Below are 19509 nucleotides of genomic sequence, written 5' to 3' on the forward strand. Positions count from 1 at the left end.
ATGGGGGCTGCCGCTCGGGCGTCGCGGGCCGCTTACCCCCGGGTGGCCGCCGCTCGGGCCGGGGGCTAACCCCGGGCCGTATCCCGGCCCGGGGGGGGCCCAGCGCGCCCACCGCTCCTGTCCGCTGCCGATGGCGCGACAACAGGACACCTGTCACACGGGCCGGCCACCATGCCGGCCCAACCCCTTTCTTTCGTGAGGAAATCCCGTGGAAATCACTGCTTCCCTGGTCAAGGAACTGCGCGAGCGCACTGGCGCCGGCATGATGGAGTGCAAGAAGGCACTCGTCGAAAACGGCGGCAACATCGACGCCTCGGCCGAATGGCTGCGCAAGTCCGGCCTGGCCAAGGCCGACAAGAAGGCTGACCGCGTGGCTGCCGAAGGCATCATCGTGGCGGCCCAGGACGGCGGCAAGGCCGTGCTGGTCGAAGTCAACTCGGAAACCGACTTCGTCGCCAAGGACAGCAACTTCCTGGACTTCACCAAGGCTGTTGCTGCCACCGCGCTGAGCTCGGGCGCTGCCGACATCGACACCCTGAAGGCCGCCAAGCTGCCGTCCGGCGAGACGATCGAAGAAGCCCGCGCTGCCGTCATTGCCAAGGTCGGCGAGAAGGTCGACGTGCGTCGCATCGTGCGCCTGGAATCGACCAACAACGTCGCTGCCTACGTGCACGGCGGCCGCATCGGCGTGCTGGTTGAACTGGCCGGCGGCAACGAAGAACTGGCCCGTGGCCTGGCCATGCACGTGGCTGCCATGAACCCGCCGCACAACAAGGCCGCCGATGTGCCGGCCGAGTTCGTCGCCAAGGAAAAGGAAATCGAACTGGCCAAGATGTCCGACAAGGACAAGTCCAAGCCGGCCGATATCCTGGAAAAGATCATCAGCGGCAAGATCGCCAAGATCGTCAACGAAGTGACCCTGTACGGCCAGCCGTACGTGCTGGACACCAACCAGTCGGTCGAGCAGGTCCTCAAGGCCGCCGGTGCCGACGTGGTCGGCTTCCAGCGCCTGGCGGTCGGCGAAGGCATCGAGAAGGTGGTGGAAGACTACGCCGCCGAAGTGATGAAGCAGGCCGGCCTGGCCTGATCTTCACCGCTCGAATGTGTTACGAAAGAAGCCGCGGACTCCGCGGCTTCTTTTTTTTGTCCATTGGCTTTGCTTTGTGTGCCGGATCAGGGCAATACTCCCAAACTGATCTGCCGCGTCAACGCAAGAAATCAAGGACGAAACTGTGATGTACCTCAGGTATTCTTGCCCCAACACACTGAAAAGCCCGCCATGCCTCCCGAGCTGACAGCCGCCCTGGCGCTCTGCCGCAACCTGCCCTCCCCGCCCGGTATTGCCCTGCGCATCATCGAACTGGCGCAGGATCCGGAAGCGGACATCACCACCGCTGCCGACATCATCGCCATCGACATGGCGCTGAGTGCCCGCATGCTGCGCATCGCCAATTCACCGCTGTATGCCAGCCGCCGACGCATCGAAAACCTCGGCCAGGCACTGACCATGCTCGGCCTGAATGCCACTGTCAGCCTGGCACTGGGCTTCACCGTCACCCAGAACCTGACCGCGGCCGGCGACGGCCAGGACCTGCGCGAGCGCGCGTGGCGCCGCAGCATCCTCAGTGCACTGGCAGCCAGCCTGCTCGGCCAGGCCCGCGGCCTGCGCAAGGCCGAGGAATTGATGCTGGCCGGCCTGCTGCAGGACATCGGCGTACTCGCCCTCGCCCAGGCGCAGCCGGAGACCTATCTCCCGCTGCTGCGCCAGGCGACCGACAACGACGCCCTGGTCGCACTGGAGCGCGAACACCTGCAGTGCAGCCATGCCGATGTCGGCGCGTGGGTGGCCGAAGAATGGGGCCTGCCCCGCTACCTGGTGGACAGCATCGCGCACAGCGAATCGCCCGCTACCGGCGAAGACAATTTCCAGAACTGCGTCGCCCTTTCCGGCGCCGTGGCCGATATCTGGCTCGGCACCGATGCCGATGCCGCGCGCGAACATGCGCTGCAGCTCGTGCACGATACCCTCGGCCTGGACAGCGCCCAGTTCGACCAGGTACTGGCCCGCATCGGCGAATCGCTGCCGGATATCAGCACCCTGTTCGAAACCCCGCTGTTCTCGCCCTCGCGCGTGCAGCAGCTGATCGACCATGCCCAGGAGCTGGCCACGCTGCGCAACCTGCGCGAGATGCAGGACGCCGCCCTGGCCCGCCAGCGTGCGGATGAATTCGAGGCGCGCGCCAATCGGCTGGCCGAGCAGGCCCACCGCGATGCACTGACCGGCGTGCTCAACCGCCGCCAGCTCGAAGCCGTGCTCGAGCAGGAATTCCTGCGCGCCACCCGCCATGGCTGGCCACTCTCGGTGGCCTTCATCGACCTGGACGATTTCAAGAAGATCAACGATGCCCACGGCCACCTCATGGGTGACCAGGTGTTGCGCATGTTCGCCACGAAGCTGCAGGAGCAGCTGCGCAACAGCGACACGGTGGCCCGTTTCGGCGGCGAGGAATTCATCGCGCTGCTGCCCAATACCACCGAGCCGGTCGCGCTGGAAGTGGTCCGGCGGGTGCTGGCCACGATCGTCAACACGCCGATGGCCGAAGCGGCCAGTGGCCCGTTGTTCGTGACCTTCTCGGCCGGCGTGGCCACCCAGGGAGGCTACGAGCGTTTCGCCGATGTTCAGGACCTGCTCAAGGCCGCCGACGACGTGCTGTACCGCTCCAAGAACCTGGGCCGCAACCGCGTCATCGCGCGCTCGCCCAGTACCGCGCCAGCCTGAGCCTGAGCCCGAGCCGCTCGCGGCGCCGTCATCGCGGCCGCCGCAGCGCCTCCATACGCCGCAGTGCAGCAAATTTATGCTGCCCGATGGCCCGGCTTCCAGTAGAATCCGGGCGTTTTCCACGCACCCAGAGATCGCCATGTCAAAGCTCGCCTATCGCCGCATCCTGTTGAAAGTTTCCGGGGAGGCGCTGATGGGAGACGAGGACTACGGCATCGACCCCAAGGTGATCCACCGCCTCGCCCGTGAGGTGATGGAAGCGCAGGCCGCCGGTGCCGAAGTGGCCCTGGTGATCGGCGGCGGCAACATTTTCCGCGGCGCCGGCCTGGCCGCAGGCGGCATGGACCGGGTCACCGGTGATCAGATGGGCATGCTGGCCACCGTGATCAATGCGCTGGCCATGCAGGACGCCCTGGAGAAGCTGGGCGCCAAGGCCCGCGTGATGAGCGCGATCAAGATCAACGACGTCTGCGAGGATTACATCCGTCGCCGCGCCATCCGCCACCTGGAAAAGGGCCGTCTGGTGATCTTTGCCGCCGGCGTCGGCAGCCCGTTCTTCACCACCGATTCCGGCGCTGCCCTGCGTGCGATCGAGATCGGCGCGGACCTGCTGCTGAAGGCCACCAAGGTCGACGGCGTGTACGACAAGGACCCGAACAAGTACAGCGACGCGGTCCGTTTCGACAGCCTGACCTACGACGAAGTGATCCGCCGCGGGCTGGAAGTGATGGATACGGCCGCCTTCGCGCTGGCCCGCGACAGCGATCTGCCGCTGCGTGTGTTCGACATGGGCCAGCCGGGCGAGCTGCTCAAGATCCTGCACGGCGACAACATCGGCACCCTGGTGCAGGGCCGCGACAACAGCTGAGCCTGAGCGGCGCCCCACACCGGGCGCCCTGAACGGCCCGGCGAAGGCCCTTCTTCGCCTATAATCGCCCGATTCCCAGTTACATCCAGGATTCGGGCGATGCTCAACGAAATCAAGCAGGACGCGCAGACGCGCATGGCAAAGAGCATCGATGCTCTGAAGCACACCCTCACCTCCATCCGCACCGGCCGTGCTTCCCCGGCCCTGCTGGACCGCATCACCGTCAAGGCCTACGGCACCGACACCCCGCTGAACCAGGTCGCCTCGATCAGCGTCTCCGAGGGCCACTCGCTGGTCATCACGCTGTTCGACAAAGGCATGATCAAGGACGTGGAAAAGGCGATCTATGCCTCCGACCTCGGCCTGACCCCGAACGTGGCCGGCACCGTCATCCGCCTGAACCTGCCGCCGCCGACCGAAGAGCGCCGCAAGGAGCTGGGCAAGCAGGTGCAGAAGGAAGGCGAAGGCGCCAAGATCGCCATCCGCAACATCCGCCAGGACGCCAACAAGGCGATCGCCACCCTGATCAAGGACAAGGCGATCAGCGAAGACGACAAGAAGCGCGGCGAAGACGACATCCAGAAGCTGACCGACAAGTCCATCAAGGACGTCGATAGTGTTGTCGCCGAGAAAGAAAAGGAACTGATGGCGGTCTGAGCCCTATGTCCCAGGCCCCGACCAGCAGTTCCGACGCGCCCATGCCGCGCCATGTTGCCATCATCATGGATGGCAACGGGCGCTGGGCGCAGAAGCGTCGTCGCCCGCGCGTGATCGGCCATCGTGCCGGCGCGCGCGCGGTCAACCGCACCATCGAATTCTGCCTCGACCACGGCATCGCCGCGCTGACCCTGTTCGCCTTCTCCAGTGAAAACTGGGGCCGGCCGAGCGATGAGGTCGACGCGCTGATGAAGCTGTTCCTCAATGCCCTCGACCGCGAAGTGGACGAGCTGCACCGGCGCGGCGTGCGTGTGCGTTTCATCGGCGAGCGCGAGCGTTTCGGCGCCGGGCTGGTCAGCCGCATGCAGCTGGCCGAACAGCGCACCGCGGGCAACCGCGCGATGACGCTGAACATCGCCGCCAGCTACGGCGGCCGCCAGGACATCGCCCGCGCCGCGCGCGAACTGGCTGCCGAGGTCGCGGCCGGTCGCCTGCTGCCCGAGCAGATCGACGAGGCGATGCTCAGCAGCCGCGTGGCCCTGGCCGACCTGCCGCCGCCAGACCTGTTCATCCGCACCGGTGGCGATACCCGCATCAGCAATTTCCTGCTCTGGCAGCTGGCCTATACCGAACTGTGGTTCACCGACGTACTGTGGCCCGAGTTCGACGCCGCCGTCCTGCAGCAGGCAATCGATGCCTATGCCTCGCGTGAACGCCGTTTCGGCCTGACCAGCGCCCAGATCGCCGCCTTGGCCACCGAGACCTCTTCCCCATGACCAAGACCCGAGTCATCGCCGCGCTGATCATGGCGCCGGTCGCCATCCTCGCCATCCTGATGCTGCCCACCCAGTGGCTGGCCGCCGCGGCGGCCGCCGTGTTCCTGATCGGCCTGTGGGAATGGCTGAAGCTGGCCGACGTCGAAGACACCCTCGCCCGCACCGTGCTGCTGGTGCTGAATCTGGTGCTGATGGTGCTGATCGTGTGGGCCGATGCCGGCTCGCTGGTGCTGTACCAGATCGCCGCGCTGATCGGCATCGGCTGGTGGCTGATGGCGCTGCTGTGGCTGCGGTTCTTCACCTTCGGCGCCAGCCCGAGCAGCCCGGCGCGTGCGCTCAAGCTGCTGGCCGGCACCCTGGCGATCGTGCCGGCCTGGGCCTCGCTGGTGCTCATCCATGCCAGCGGTGACAACGGCCACCTGTGGCTGCTGACCGCGCTGGCCGTGGTCTGGGCCGCCGATTCGGGCGCCTACTTCGCCGGCCGCACCTTCGGGCGCACCAAGCTGGCCCCGCGGATCAGCCCCAACAAGACCTGGGAAGGCCTGGGTGGCGGCATGGTCGCCGGGCTGATCGTGGCACTGGGCTTCGGCTGGCTGGCCGGTATCGACAGCGGCCACCTGGTCGGCCTGGTGATCACCGCCGTGGTCACCGTGTTCGCCTCGGTGCTGGGCGATCTCTACGAGAGCCTGATCAAGCGCCACGCCGGCGCCAAGGATTCGGGCCATATCATCCCGGGCCATGGCGGCGTGCTCGATCGTATCGACGGCGTTCTCGCCGCCCTGCCGGTGTTCGCACTCGGCAAGGAAATCTTCGGGTTCTAACCATGGCCAGCGCTTCTGCCCCCCGCCGGGTCGCCGTATTCGGCGCCACCGGTTCGATCGGCGCATCCGCGCTGGACGTCATCGCGCGCCATCCGGACCGCTATCAGGTCACCGTGCTGGCCGCCGGCCGCCAGGTCGCTGCGCTGGTCGCCCTGTGCGCCGTGCACCGCCCGGCCCATGCGGTGATCGCCGACGAATCGCGGTATGCCGCCCTGCGCGACGGCCTGCGTGACGCCGGCCTGGCCACCCAGCCCCATGCGGGCGCTGCGGCGTTGGACCAGCTGGCCGCCAGCGATGTCTGCGACACCCTGGTCGCTGCCATCGTGGGCGCCGCCGGGCTGTCCTCGACCCTGGCCGCCGCCGCGGCCGGCAAGCGCATCCTGCTGGCCAACAAGGAATCGCTGGTACTGGCCGGCGAACTGCTGATGCGCCAGGCCGCGGCCGCCGGGGCCGAGATCATTCCGATCGATAGTGAGCACAGCGCGATCTTCCAGTGCCTGCGCTCCCGCGATGCGAGCCTCGATGGGGCCGGCGTGCGCCGGATCATCCTGACCGCCTCGGGCGGCCCGTTCCGTGGCCGCAGCCGCGAGCAGCTGGCCCAGGTCACACCGGCCCAGGCCGTGGCCCACCCGAAGTGGTCCATGGGCCCGAAGATCTCGGTGGATTCGGCGACGTTGATGAACAAAGGCCTCGAAGTCATCGAAGCCCACCATCTGTTCGGCGTGCCTGGCGAGCGCATCGACGTGCTGGTCCACCCGCAGAGCCTGGTGCATTCGCTGGTCGAGTTCGTCGATGGCTCCACCCTGGCCCAGATGGGCCTGCCGGACATGCGTACCACCCTGGCCGTCGGCCTGGGCTGGCCGCAACGGATCGAATCCGGGGTCGGCGGGCTGGATCTGCTGACCCAGGGGCGGCTGGATTTCGAAGCCCCGGACACCGAGGCCTTCCCGTGCCTGACGCTGGCCTGGCAGGCGATGGCCGCCGGTGGCACCGCCCCGGCGATCCTCAATGCGGCCAATGAAGTCGCGGTTTCAGCGTTTCTTCAGGGGCGGGCAGCTTTCCTTGCCATTCCAGCGCTGGTCGCTAACGCTCTGTCAACACTGTCGAGCGAGTCCGCCGATACACTGGAGGGCCTGCTGACCGCCGATCAGCGCGCCCGCCAGATCACCCAAGCCGCCATCGACCACGCCTGAATGCCCCCTACGCCCCCTTACAGTGCTGATCACCATGGGTGATTTCATCGGATCCGTCTGGTGGATGATCGTCAGCCTTGGCCTGCTGGTGACCTTCCACGAGTTCGGTCACTACTGGGTGGCCCGCCGTTGCGGGATCAAGGTGCTGCGCTTCTCTGTCGGGTTCGGCAAGCCGCTGTGGTCGCGCCGCAACCGGGCCGGCACTGAATTCGCGATCGCCGCCATTCCGCTGGGCGGCTACGTGAAGATGCTGGACGAGCGCGAGGTCGAGGTGCACCCGGCCGAGCGCGGTCAGGCCTTCAACCACAAGACCGTGTGGCAGCGGATCGCGGTGGTCGCCGCCGGTCCGGCCGCCAACCTGATCCTGTGCATCGCCCTGCTGTGGGCGATGTTCGTGATCGGGAAACAGGATTATTCGGCCACCATCGGCCGCACCACCGGCATGGCCCAGACCGCTGGCCTGCAGGCCGGCGACCGTGTGGTCAAGGTCGATGGCCGCAGCGTGGCCACCGCCGGCGAGGCCAGCATGGCGCTGACCACGGCGGCGATGGATCGTCACGATGCCAAGGTCGAGGTCCTCGACGGTCTGGACCAGGTGCGGACCCGCACCCTGCCGCTGTCGCAGCTGCCGGCCGGCTTCGATGAACGCCGCGTGCCCCAGCTGACCGGGTTGAGCTGGCAGTTCTGGCTGCAGCCGGCGCTGGTGGACAAGGTCCTGCCCGACGCAGCCGCCCAGGGCGTGCTGGTGCCGGGCGACCTGATCGTGGCCGTGGACGGCCAGCGTATCGAAGGTGCCGACCAGGTGCCGGCGCAGATCGCCGCGCTCGGCCAGCGTGGCGGCCCCGGCATGATCGACGTCCTGCGCGGCGGCGAGCGGCTGGCGCTGGAGATCACCCCCCGCCAGGGCGTAGACGGCCGTGGCCAGCCGACCTGGCAGATCGGCATCGGTTTCCCGGAGACCCACGCCCCGGCCTACGACGCCGAACTCAAGTTCGGGCCGTTTGCGGCAGTGCCCGTGGCCCTGCGCGAAGCCGCCCGGATGGCGGGCGATTCACTGGGGATGATGCGCCGCATCGTCACCGGCAACGCCTCGCTGCAGAACATCTCCGGCCCGGTCACCATTGCCCGGGTCGCCAATGTCTCGGCCAAACGCGGCCTGGACTGGTTCCTGTATTTCCTGGCCCTGCTGTCGCTGAGCCTGTGCATCATCAACCTGTTGCCCATCCCCATCTTGGACGGCGGGCACCTGCTGTATTACCTTATCGAGTTGGTCAAGGGCAGCCCGCTGAGCGAGCGCGCCATGGCTGCCGGGCAGTATGTGGGCCTGGCGCTGCTGGCCGGGCTGATGGGATTGGCGTTCTACAACGACATCCTCGGCCTGGTCCCGCGATGAACTTTTTTCCTTTTGTCGTCGTCTTATGCGCCGGCATCCCGCAATGTTGAAATCGACTCCAACCGGACGTGACATGACGCGACTCCCCAATCGCCGCCTGCTGGCCCTCGCACTCGTTGCCGGTTTCGGCGCGCCCGCCCTGGCGCAGGCAGCCGAGCCCTTCACCGTCAGCGACATCCGCGTGGATGGTCTCCAGCGCATCACCTCCGGTACCGTGTTCACCTACCTGCCGGTGGAACGTGGCGACACCATCACCGACAACAAGGTCGGTGAAACCATCCGTGCGCTGTACAAGACCGGCTTCTTCGAAGACGTCCAGCTGAACCGCCAGGGCGACATCCTCGTGGTCACGGTCAAGGAACGCCCGGCGATCAACAAGTTGACCGTCACCGGCAACAAGGACATCAAGAGCGACCAGCTGCTCAAGGGTCTGAGCGACATCGGCCTGACCGAGGGCGGCACCTTCGACCGCCTGAGCCTGGACCGCGTGACCCAGGAACTGCGCCGCCAGTACAACGACCGTGGCAAGTACAACGTCGACATCACCCCGACGGTGAGCCCGCTGGACCGCAACCGCGTGGACATCGCCATCGCGATCAAGGAAGGCAAGGCCGCCAAGATCCAGCACGTCAACCTGGTCGGCACCGAGAAGTTCCCGGCCAAGGACATCCTGGAAACCTGGGAATCCAAGGAGCACAACTGGGCCTCGTGGTACCGCCGCGATGACCAGTACTCCAAGGAAAAGCTGTCCGGCGATCTGGAAAAGCTCAACGGCTGGTACCTGGACCGCGGCTACGTGGATTTCAGCATCGATTCCACCCAGGTCTCGATCAGTCCCGACAAGCGCGACATGTTCATCACCGCCGGCGTGACCGAGGGTGAGCAGTACAAGATTTCCGAGATCAAGGTCACCGGCGACACCATCCTGCCGCAGGAAGATGTCGAGCGCATGGTGATCCAGAAGTCCGGCGACACCTTCTCGCGTGCGCTGCTGGAATTCAGCTCGGACCAAATCACCAATTCGCTGTCCAACATCGGTTACGCGTTCGCCAAGGTGAACCCGATCCCGACCAGCAACCGTGCCGACCGCACGGTGGCCATCAACATGCAGGTCGTTCCCGGCCCGCGCGTGTCGGTGCGCCGCATCACCTTCAAGGGCAACACCCGCACCTCCGACGAAGTGCTGCGTCGTGAAATGCGCCAGTTCGAGAACAGCTGGTACTCGCAGGCCGCGATCGACCGCTCCAAGATCCGTCTGCAGCGCCTGGGCTACTTCGAATCGGTGGACGTGGAAACGCCGCCGGTCACCGGCAGCAACGACCAGGTCGACGTGGTCTACAACGTCAAGGAAACCACCTCGGGCAGCTTCGTGTTCGGCCTGGGCTATTCGCAGTCCTACGGCATGACCACCTCGGTGCAGCTGTCGCAGAACAACTTCCTCGGCGGCGGCAACCGCGTGTCGGTCGAAGCCTCGCGCAGCAGCTACCTGCAGCGTTACGGCTTCAGCTACACCAACCCGTACTTCACCGATGACGGCGTCTCGCTGGGCTACAACCTGTCCTGGCGCGAACTGGATTACTCCGACTTCAACACCGCGCAGTACAACAGCACCAACGGTGCCGCGCAGGTGGTGTTCGGCGTGCCGATCACCGAGAACGACACCGTCTCGCTGATGGTGGGCATCGACAGCAACCAGATCACCACCTACCAGGGCTCGACCCCGCAGGCGATCATCGATTACATCGATGCCATCGGCCAGCGCACGTTCCATTCCTGGCGCACCGAGCTGGGTTGGGCGCGCGATACCCGCAACGACTACTTCATGCCGACCCGCGGTACCTACCAGCGCGTCGGCCTGGAAACCACGCTGCCGGGTTCGACCGTCGAGTACTACAAGCTGAACTATCAGTTCTCCAAGTACTGGCCGATCATCCCGCAGCTGGTCATCAACACCCGCGCCGAAGTGGGTTACGGCGACAGCTACGGCAATGACACCACCCGCGTGATCACCAACCCGGATGGCAGCACCCGCGTGGTGACCGCCTCGGGCCTGCCGTTCTACGAGAACTTCTACGCCGGTGGTACCAACTCGGTGCGTGGTTTCGAGGACAACACCCTTGGCCCGCGTTCGGAACCGACCCTGAGCTACAACCGCGGCCAGCCGCTGGGTGGCTCGCTGAAGACCGTCGGTTCGGTGGAAGCCTACTTCCCGCGCCTGTTCGACAGCCCCTCGGCCCGCATCTCGGCCTTCGTGGACTTCGGCAACGTGTACACGGGCGTAGACAACTTCAAGGCCAACGAACTGCGCGTGTCCACCGGTGTGGCCCTGCTGTGGCGCGCCCCGGTCGGCCCGATCTCGATCAGCTACGCCTTCCCGTTGAAGAAGGAAGATGGCGACGAAGTCGAGCGTCTGCAATTCACGTTCGGCGGTCAGTTCTGACGAACTGCTTCGCAGTTCGTCCGCGCATTCCACCTCATCCCCGCGCCTTCGGCGCGCCCCCTTCAACAGGAGGGGGCTCTCCAACAGACGCGGTACGCATTCGCCGGGCATTGCCCGGCGTTTTCGTTTTGGGGGTGGTGGCGATCATGCGTCCGTTCCGATTTGGGTTCGAACCAATCATTGGTCGATGCCGCTTTGGGTTGGGACTTATCGTTCGATGCCGCTTTGGTAGGTGCCGACCGTTCGATGCCGCTTCGGGTAGGTGCCGACCGTTGGTCGGCACGAACGTCCGGGATCAACGAGAGCCGGCCAGCGGCCGGCACTACCCTGCCGCGCTCGCATGACACTGTCGGGGGTCGTGGCGGGTGGCCCTGGCCAGGACCGTTGGGCCGCATGGATGCGGCCCACGAGCCCCCAGGGATGGGTTTACGGCGCGTCCTGGCCAGGGCTGCCCGTCATGACCCCGCGCGATGGCAACCGAAGCGCCACGCCGCAACAAACCGACCAAGACACCCAAAACCCCCGCCCCGCATGACCGTTTCGGCAGCACACGGTAAACTCCCCCGGTGAACACTCCTACCTATACCGCCCAGCAACTCGCCGAGCAGTTTGGCCTGCAGGTCCATGGTGATGGCAGCACCGCCATCCATGGCGTGGCTACGCTCGCCCATGCCGGCCCCGGCCAGCTCACCTTCCTGGCCAATCCGCGCTACCGCGCGCAGCTGGCCGACAGCCAGGCGGCCATCGTCGTGCTGCGCGCCGAGGATGCCGAGGCCGCGCCCGGCGCCGCCCTGGTCGCCAAGGACCCGTACACCACGTTCGCCAAGATCGCCGCCCTGTTCGACATCGCACCGCCGCGCGCCCCGGGCATCCACCCCAGCGCCTGCATCGATCCGGACGCCCAGGTCGCCGCCAGCGCCCACATCGGGCCGTTCGTCACCATCGGCGCGCGCAGCGTCGTCGGTGAGAACTGCATCGTCGGCCCCGGCAGCATCATCGGCGAAGACTGCACCCTGGATACCGGCTGCGAACTGATCGCCCGCGTCACCCTGGTCACCCGCGTCAAGCTCGGCAAGCGCGTGCGCATCCATCCCGGCGCCGTGCTGGGTGCCGATGGCTTCGGCCTGGCCATGGATGCCGGCCACTGGATCAAAGTGCCCCAGCTCGGCGGCGTGCGCATCGGCGACGACTGCGAAATCGGCGCCAACACCTGCGTGGATCGCGGCGCGCTGGAAGACACCGTGCTCGAAAACGACGTGCGCCTGGACAACCTCGTGCAGGTCGCCCACAACGTCCAGATCGGCGCCCACTCGGCCATCGCCGGCTGCACCGGCATCGCCGGCAGCGCCAAGATCGGCCGCTACTGCCTGCTGGGCGGCGCCGTCGGCGTCGTCGGTCACCTCGAAATCTGCGACAAGGTCGTCATCACCGGCAAATCGGTGGTGCGCAACTCCATTCATGAGCCGGGCGAGTATTCCTCCGGCACCCCACTGACCGACAACCGCACGTGGCGTAAAAATGCCGCGCGCTTCAAGCAGCTCGATGCGCTCGCCCGGCGCATCCTGTCTGTGAGCAAGGAGAAGGAATGAGCAATAACCAGAATCTGCCGGACATCAACCAGATCCAGCAGTTGATCCCGCACCGCTATCCGTTCCTGCTGGTGGACAAGGTGATCTCGCTCGATTTCGAGAACCGGAAGATCGTCGCCACCAAGAACGTCAGCATCAACGAGCCGTTCTTCCAGGGCCACTTCCCGGGCCAGCCGATCATGCCCGGCGTGCTGATCATCGAAGCCATGGCCCAGGCCGGCGGCGTGCTCACCCAGCTCACCCTGGGCCGCGATGCGCAGTCCAAGCTGTTCTACATGGTCAAGGTCGACAAGGCGCGCTTCAGCAAGCAGGTCGTGCCCGGCGACGTGCTGGAAATGCACGTGGAGATCAAGCGCGTGATCCGCAACATGGCGGTGTACGACTGTGTGGCCAAGGTTGATGGCGAAATCGTCGCCTGCGCCGAAGTGCTGTGCGCCGGCACCCGCGAATGATCCAGGCAGGAGATCTGCAATGACTGACAACGCCCCTCTCATCCACCCCACCGCGGTCATCGACCCGTCGGCGACGCTGGCTGCGGATGTGCGCGTGGGTGCGTTCTGCCTGATCGGTGCGGACGTGGAGATCGGTGCCGGCACCGAGATCGGTCCGCACTGCTCGATCCACGGCCCGACCCGGATCGGCCGCAACAACCGTTTCATCGGCCATGCCGCGATCGGTGGCGAGCCGCAGGACAAAAAGTACAAGGCCGAACGCACGGAACTGGTGATCGGCGATGACAACGTCATCCGCGAATTCGTCACCATCAACCGAGGCACCGCCGGTGGCGGTGGCATCACCACGGTCGGCAACGACAACTGGATGCTGGCCTACACCCACGTGGCGCATGACTGCCACGTCGGCAACCACTGCGTGTTCTCCAACAACACCACGCTGGCCGGCCACGTCACCGTGGGCGATTACGTGATCATCAGCGGCTTCGCCGGTGCGCATCAGTTCTGCCGCATCGGTGCCCACGCCTTCCTCGGCATGGGCGCGCTGACCAACGGCGACGTTCCGCCGTTCACCATGGTCGGCAGCGATAGCCTGGGCCGCCCGCGCGGCATCAACAGCGAAGGCCTCAAGCGCCGCGGCTTCGATGCCGAGCGCATCGCCAGCATCAAGCGCGCCTACCGCACGCTGTACGTGGCCGGCCTGCCGCTGGCCGAAGCCAAGGTGCAGCTGGCCGAGCAGGCGACCCACAGCGCCGACGTGAAGGACCTGCTGGACTTCATCGAAAGCGCCGAGAGGCCCCTGCTGCGATGACGGCTCCAGGCGGGCACACCCCGGGCATGACGACCGCCGAGATCATTCCACTCGCTGCGATGGCCACCAGCGTTGAACAGACGCTGGCCGTGCGCACCTCCGAGCGCCCGGTGCGGATCGCCCTGGTCGCCGGTGAAGCCTCCGGCGACCTGCTCGGTGCCGGCCTGATCCGCGAATTGCGCCTGCGCTTCCCGAATGCCGAGTTTGCCGGCATCGGCGGCGATGCCATGCGCAGCGCCGGCTGCCAGACCTGGTTCGACGCCAGCGAACTGGCGGTGATGGGCCTGACCGAAATCCTGCGCCACCTGCCGCGCCTGCTCAAACTGCGCCGCGAGTTCCGCGCGCGTGCGCTGGAGTGGCAGCCGGACGTGTTCATCGGCATCGACGCGCCCGACTTCAACCTCGGCGTCGAGCGCTGGCTGAAGGAGCGCGGCGTCCGTACCGTCCATTACGTCAGCCCCTCCGTCTGGGCCTGGCGCGAGAAGCGCGCCGAGAAGATCGGGGCCAGCGCCGACCTGGTGCTGTGCCTGTTCCCGATGGAACCGCCGATCTACGCCAAGCACGGCATCGACGCCCGCTTCGTGGGCCATCCGATGGCCGATGACATCCCGCTGCACAATGATCGCGAACAGGCGCGTGCCGAGCTCGGCCTGCCCTCCAACGCGAAGGTGCTGGCGGTACTGCCCGGCAGCCGCCTGGGGGAAATCGGCAAGCTCGGCGAACCGTTCTTCGAAGCGGCCTGGCAGGTCTCCGAACGCATCCCCGGCCTGCACGTGGTGGTTCCGGCCGCCAACGCCGCCTGCCGCCAATTGATCAGCGAGCAACTCTCCGCCTCGGCGCTGCCGGTTGCGCATTCGCACCTGCTCGACGGCAACGCGCGCACCGCGATGATCGCCGCCGACGTGGTCGTGCTCGCCTCCGGTACCGCCACCCTGGAGACGATGCTGGTCAAACGCCCGATGGTGGTCGGCTACCGCGTGGCCGAACTCACCTACCGCATCGTCAAGGCGCTGGGCCTGCTCAAGGTCGACCGCTTCGCCCTGCCCAACATCCTCGCCGGCAAGGACCTTGCCCCGGAGCTGATGCAGCACGACTGCACCCCGGACAAACTGGCCGCCGCCATCCTGCAGTGGTTCGACCACCCCCAGCGCGTGATCGACCTGCAGGACACCTACGAGCGCCTGCACCTGCAATTGCGGCGCGATGCCTCCGCCCGTGCCGCCGACGCCGTCACCGATCTGCTCGAACGCGGCCCCCACCACGGCCGCGCCGCATGAGCCGACGCCACGCCGCAGCCGCCTCCCTGGCCCTGTTCGACGGCGCCGCCCTGGCCACCGTCGCCCCGCGCTACGTGGCCGGCGTGGATGAAGCCGGCCGTGGCCCGCTGGCCGGCCCCGTGGCCGTCGCCGCCGTGGTGTTCTGCCCCGACCGCCCACGCCTCAACGGCCTGGACGACTCCAAGCAGCTCACCGCGGCCCGCCGCGACCAGCTCTACGACAAGATCCTCGACCGTGCCCTGGCCTGGCACGTGGTGATGGTGGACGTCGGCGAAATCGACGCCCTCAACATCTACCAGGCCACGATGCTCGGCATGCGCCGCGCCGTCGAAGGCGTCGCCCACGTCGCCCAGTTCGCCCGCATCGACGGCAACGTCGTCCCCAAAGGCCTGCCCTGCCCGGCCCAAGCCCTGATCGGCGGCGACGCCCTCGACCGCGCCATCATGGCCGCCTCGATCCTCGCCAAAGTCAGCCGCGACCGCTTCATGCAGACCCTGCACGACGCCCACCCCGAATACGGCTTCGACCAGCACAAAGGCTACGGCACCCCCGCCCACCTCGCCGCCCTGCGCAGCCACGGCCCCTGCCCCCAGCACCGCCGCAGCTTCGCCCCCGTGCGCGCGTGCCTGGAACCCGACCGCAGCAGCGTTCCCGCCTGAGTGATGCCGTTGCCGGGCACCGCCCCGCACGGCTGCAGCGCATGACGGGTGCCACGGGAAACCTGAACCCCAGCGTCAACCCGCGCCCCCGCAACACCCCTGTCAAGCCTTGTTAGCGACCACCGCCACCGCTACCCTGACCGGGCATCACATTGGTTCGGCATGTCCACTTCCCGTTTCGTACATCTCCACGTCCACACCGAATTTTCGCTGGCGGATTCGACCATCCGTGTCCCGGCGAAGCCGGATCAGGCTGACCCGAAGAAAGCCAAGCAGGCCAACCTGCTCAGCCGCGCGGTCGAACTGAAGCTGCCCGCGCTGGCAGTGACGGATCTCAACAACCTGTTCGCGCTGGTCAAGTTCTACAAAGCCGCCGAAACCGTGGGCATCAAGCCCATCGCCGGCGCGGACATCATGATCGCCGAAGAAGGCATGACGCCCTGGCGCATGACCCTGCTCTGCCGCGACCGCGAAGGCTACCTCAGCCTCTCCCGGCTGCTGACCCGCGCCTGGATGGAAGGCCATCGCCCCGAAGGCGGCGTCGCCGTCCACCCGGAGTGGCTCAAAGCCGGCTGCCACAACCTGTTCGCACTGGCCGGCCGCGACAGTCTCGCCGGTCGCCTCGCCGGCGACGGCCGCCACGATCTGGCCGAGCAACAGCTCGCCGACTGGCAGCGCGTGTTCGGTGACGGCCTGCACCTGGAGCTGACCCGCACCGGCCGCGATGGCGAAGAAGCCTTCAACCAGTTCGCCCTGCAGGCCGCCGGCCAGCGCGGCCTGCCGGTGATCGCCAGCAACGATGTGCGCTTCCTGCAGCCGGAAGACTTCAGCGCCCACGAAGCGCGCGTGTGCATTTCATCCGGCCGCGTGCTGGACGATCCCAAACGCCCGCGCGATTACAGCGACCAGCAGTACCTCAAGTCCGCCGAGGACATGTGCGCGCTGTTCGCCGACATTCCCGACGCGATCGACAACACCCTGGCGCTGGCCGAACGCTGCAACATCGAGATGCGGCTGGGCACCTACTTCCTGCCCAACTATCCGGTCCCCGAAGAGGAAACCCTCGACAGCTGGATCTGCAGCGAATCGCGCAAGGGCCTGGAAGCACGCCTCGAAAAGAACCCGCTGGCACCGGGCAAGACCCGCGCCGATTACTTCGAGCGCCTCGAATTCGAACTGGCGACCATCATCAAGATGGGGTTCCCCGGCTACTTCCTGATCGTGGCCGACTTCATCCAGTGGGGGAAGAACCAGGGCATTCCGATCGGGCCCGGCCGTGGTTCCGGTGCCGGCTCGCTGGTGGCCTGGGCGCTGCAGATCACCGATCTGGATCCGATCCCGTACAACCTGCTGTTCGAGCGGTTCCTCAACCCCGAACGCGTGTCGATGCCCGACTTCGACATCGACTTCTGCATGGACCGCCGCGATGAGGTCATCGACTACGTCGCGCGCAAGTACGGACGCGACCGCGTCAGCCAGATCATCACCTACGGCACCATGGCGGCCAAGGCCGTGGTGCGCGATTCCGGCCGCGTGCTCGGATTCCCGTACGGTCTGGTCGACGGCGTCTCCAAGCTGATCCCAAACATCCTGGGCATCTCGCTCAAGGATGCGATGGGCGAAGGCAAGGATTCGGAAATGGCCTCGCCGGAGCTGATCCAGCGCTACCAGAACGAAGACGACGTCCGCGACCTGATCGACCTGGCGCGCCAGCTCGAAGACCTCACCCGCAACGCCGGCAAGCATGCCGGTGGCGTGGTGATCGCACCGGAACCGCTGGCCGAATTCTGCCCGCTGTTCGCCGAACATGACGAAGGCGGCCGCGGCCGCAACCCGGTCACCCAGTTCGACAAGAACGACGTCGAAGAAATCGGCCTGGTGAAGTTCGACTTCCTCGGCCTGCGCACGCTGACGATCATCGACTGGGCGGTCAAGGCGATCAACAAGCGCCATGAACGCGCCGGCATTCCGCCGGTGGACATCACCGCGCTGCCGCTGGATGACGTGGCCACCTACAAGGACATCTTCGCCAACGGCAATACCGGCGCAGTGTTCCAGTTCGAATCCTCGGGCATGCGCCGCCTGCTGAAAGACGCACGCCCTGACCGCTTCGAAGATCTCATCGCGCTGGTGTCGCTGTACCGCCCCGGCCCGATGGACCTGATCCCCTCCTTCAACGCGCGTAAGCACGGGCAGGAAGAAATCATCTATCCCGATCCGCGCACCGAAGCGATCCTGAAAGACACCTACGGCATCATGGTGTACCAGGAGCAGGTGATGCAGATGGCGCAGATCGTCGGCGGATACTCGCTGGGCGGCGCCGATCTGCTGCGCCGTGCGATGGGCAAGAAGGTGCCGGCCGAAATGGCCAAGCACCGCGAGATCTTCCGCGAAGGCGCGGCCAAGGACGGTGTCGTCGAAGCCAAGGCCGACGCGATCTTCGACCTGATGGAGAAGTTCGCCGGCTACGGCTTCAACAAGTCGCACGCCGCTGCCTACGCGCTGGTCAGCTATCAGACCGCCTGGCTCAAGCGTCATTACCCGGCCGAGTTCATGGCCGCCACGCTGTCCTCGGACATGGACAACACCGACAAGGTGGTCGGCTTCCTCGCCGAAGTGCGCAACCTCGGCCTGACCGTGCTGCCGCCGCGCGTGAACGAATCGGCGTACATGTTCGAAGCCTCCAGCGCCGACACCATCGTGTACGGCCTGGGCGCGATCAAGGGCGTCGGCCAGGGCGCGTGCGAAGCGATCGTGGAAGAACGCCAGCGTGGCGGCCGCTATGCGTCGCTGCTGGATTTCTGCATGCGTGCCGAATCGGGCAAGCTCAACCGCCGCACGCTGGAAGCGATGATCAACTGCGGCGCGATGGACGGGCTCGGCAAGAACCGCGCCTCGCTGATGCTGCAGCTGCCCGAGGTCCTCAAGGCCACGGACCAGATGGCGCGCGAAAAGGCCTCCGGCCAGAACTCGCTGTTCGGCGCACCCGATCCGGTCAGCACGGCGATGCAGCTGGAGCTGCCCGAAGCCAAGGAGTGGGCGCTGGGCCAGCTGCTGGAAGGCGAGCGCGAAACGCTGGGCTTCTACCTCAGTGGCCATCCGTTCGATCCCTACGCCGACGACGTCAAGGAACTGGTCGGTACCGACCTGGGCAAGCTCGAAAAGCTGATCCCGCCGGCACGCCCGAGCAAGGACGGAGAGAAGCGTGCCTGGCGCCAGGAAACGCCGGTGATCCTGGCCGGCCTGGTGGTCGGCGTGCGCCGCAAGGGCGAAAGCCAGATCTTCATGCAGCTCGAAGACGGCAAGGGTCGCGTGGAATGCAGCGCCTTCACCGATGGCCTGGCCGAGTTCGGCCACCTGATGACTAAGGACCGCATCCTGGTGGTCAAGGGCGGCCTGCGCGAAGACGAGTTCAACGGCGGCTACGCACTGCGCATCCGCCAGGTCTGGGATTACGAAGACATCTGCGCCAACTACGCCACGCGCCTGTCGCTGCGGGTGGACCTGCGCCAGGACGGCGCGGTGTGGAACCGCATCAACGCCCTGCTCGACCGGCATCGCCCGGGCCGCACACCGCTGCGCCTGGACCTGCTGCTCGGTTCGGAGCAGGGCCCCGTGGCCGGCATGCTCGACGTTGCCGGCGAGATCGCCGTGCGCGTGGACAGCCAACTGGTCGACGCCCTGCGCGCCGATCCCGCGGTCCGCACGGTGAAAGTGCGCTACAGCCCACCGTGGGCGAACTGATCCTTTTTTCTGTTGCAACACAGGTGTTTTGTTTTGATCAAGCGTTTTGC

15 protein-coding genes are annotated in these 19509 nt (G+C 66.5%); all 15 read left to right on the plus strand.

Going from position 1 to position 19509, the window contains the following annotated elements:
- Nucleotides 1-208 precede the first annotated feature (208 nt).
- The 15 genes from tsf to dnaE all read left to right on the plus strand — a co-directional run bounded on the left by tsf (nucleotide 209) and on the right by dnaE (nucleotide 19459).
- Nucleotides 209-1087 carry a translation elongation factor Ts gene (gene tsf / locus ABE483_RS17675; protein ID WP_088433310.1) on the plus strand — a complete coding sequence of 293 codons (879 nt, stop codon included), beginning with the start codon at nucleotides 209-211 and terminating at the stop codon, nucleotides 1085-1087.
- A gap of 192 nt (nucleotides 1088-1279) precedes the next feature.
- Nucleotides 1280-2779 (plus strand): GGDEF domain-containing protein, encoded by a 1500-nt coding sequence (locus ABE483_RS17680; RefSeq protein ID WP_313210863.1) that lies wholly within the window; start codon nucleotides 1280-1282, stop codon nucleotides 2777-2779.
- Nucleotides 2780-2918: 139 nt separating this feature from the next.
- On the plus strand, nucleotides 2919-3647 hold the full coding sequence (pyrH, locus tag ABE483_RS17685; RefSeq protein ID WP_123728765.1) for a UMP kinase: 729 nt from the start codon (nucleotides 2919-2921) through the stop codon (nucleotides 3645-3647).
- Between the two features lie 99 nt (nucleotides 3648-3746).
- Nucleotides 3747-4304 carry a ribosome recycling factor gene (frr, locus tag ABE483_RS17690; RefSeq protein WP_121041484.1) on the plus strand — a complete coding sequence of 186 codons (558 nt, stop codon included), beginning with the start codon at nucleotides 3747-3749 and terminating at the stop codon, nucleotides 4302-4304.
- A 41-nt stretch (nucleotides 4305-4345) separates the two neighbouring features.
- The gene (uppS, locus tag ABE483_RS17695) at nucleotides 4346-5080 is read left to right on the plus strand and encodes a polyprenyl diphosphate synthase (RefSeq protein ID WP_313210858.1); all 735 of its coding nucleotides are present in this window, start codon (nucleotides 4346-4348) and stop codon (nucleotides 5078-5080) included.
- Nucleotides 5077-5901 carry a phosphatidate cytidylyltransferase gene (locus ABE483_RS17700; protein WP_313217723.1) on the plus strand — a complete coding sequence of 275 codons (825 nt, stop codon included), beginning with the start codon at nucleotides 5077-5079 and terminating at the stop codon, nucleotides 5899-5901. The genes uppS and ABE483_RS17700 overlap by 4 nt, the downstream gene beginning before the upstream one ends.
- 2 nt (nucleotides 5902-5903) lie before the next feature.
- Complete coding sequence (gene dxr / locus ABE483_RS17705; RefSeq protein ID WP_313217722.1) at nucleotides 5904-7094, plus strand: 1-deoxy-D-xylulose-5-phosphate reductoisomerase; 1191 nt, start codon at nucleotides 5904-5906, stop codon at nucleotides 7092-7094.
- 34 nt (nucleotides 7095-7128) lie between these two features.
- Nucleotides 7129-8487, plus strand: a complete 1359-nt coding sequence (gene rseP / locus ABE483_RS17710; RefSeq protein ID WP_346482131.1) for an RIP metalloprotease RseP — start codon at nucleotides 7129-7131, stop codon at nucleotides 8485-8487.
- A gap of 73 nt (nucleotides 8488-8560) precedes the next feature.
- Nucleotides 8561-10927 carry an outer membrane protein assembly factor BamA gene (gene bamA / locus ABE483_RS17715; protein ID WP_313210851.1) on the plus strand — a complete coding sequence of 789 codons (2367 nt, stop codon included), beginning with the start codon at nucleotides 8561-8563 and terminating at the stop codon, nucleotides 10925-10927.
- Between the two features lie 566 nt (nucleotides 10928-11493).
- Nucleotides 11494-12516, plus strand: a complete 1023-nt coding sequence (gene lpxD, locus ABE483_RS17720; protein ID WP_313210849.1) for a UDP-3-O-(3-hydroxymyristoyl)glucosamine N-acyltransferase — start codon at nucleotides 11494-11496, stop codon at nucleotides 12514-12516.
- Complete coding sequence (gene fabZ / locus ABE483_RS17725) at nucleotides 12513-12968, plus strand: 3-hydroxyacyl-ACP dehydratase FabZ (protein WP_019184406.1); 456 nt, start codon at nucleotides 12513-12515, stop codon at nucleotides 12966-12968. Before lpxD ends, fabZ begins: the two co-directional genes overlap by 4 nt.
- Before the next feature lie 19 nt (nucleotides 12969-12987).
- The gene (gene lpxA / locus ABE483_RS17730; protein WP_313217718.1) at nucleotides 12988-13779 is read left to right on the plus strand and encodes an acyl-ACP--UDP-N-acetylglucosamine O-acyltransferase; all 792 of its coding nucleotides are present in this window, start codon (nucleotides 12988-12990) and stop codon (nucleotides 13777-13779) included.
- A gap of 59 nt (nucleotides 13780-13838) precedes the next feature.
- Nucleotides 13839-15056 carry a lipid-A-disaccharide synthase gene (gene lpxB, locus ABE483_RS17735; protein ID WP_313210882.1) on the plus strand — a complete coding sequence of 406 codons (1218 nt, stop codon included), beginning with the start codon at nucleotides 13839-13841 and terminating at the stop codon, nucleotides 15054-15056.
- Nucleotides 15053-15715, plus strand: a complete 663-nt coding sequence (locus tag ABE483_RS17740; protein ID WP_313210844.1) for a ribonuclease HII — start codon at nucleotides 15053-15055, stop codon at nucleotides 15713-15715. The genes lpxB and ABE483_RS17740 overlap by 4 nt, the downstream gene beginning before the upstream one ends.
- A gap of 162 nt (nucleotides 15716-15877) precedes the next feature.
- Nucleotides 15878-19459 carry a DNA polymerase III subunit alpha gene (dnaE, locus tag ABE483_RS17745; protein ID WP_313217716.1) on the plus strand — a complete coding sequence of 1194 codons (3582 nt, stop codon included), beginning with the start codon at nucleotides 15878-15880 and terminating at the stop codon, nucleotides 19457-19459.
- The last annotated feature ends 50 nt before the right edge of the window (nucleotides 19460-19509 follow it).

Source organism: Stenotrophomonas sp. TWI602, assembly GCF_039674045.1.
Lineage (GTDB): Bacteria > Pseudomonadota > Gammaproteobacteria > Xanthomonadales > Xanthomonadaceae > Stenotrophomonas.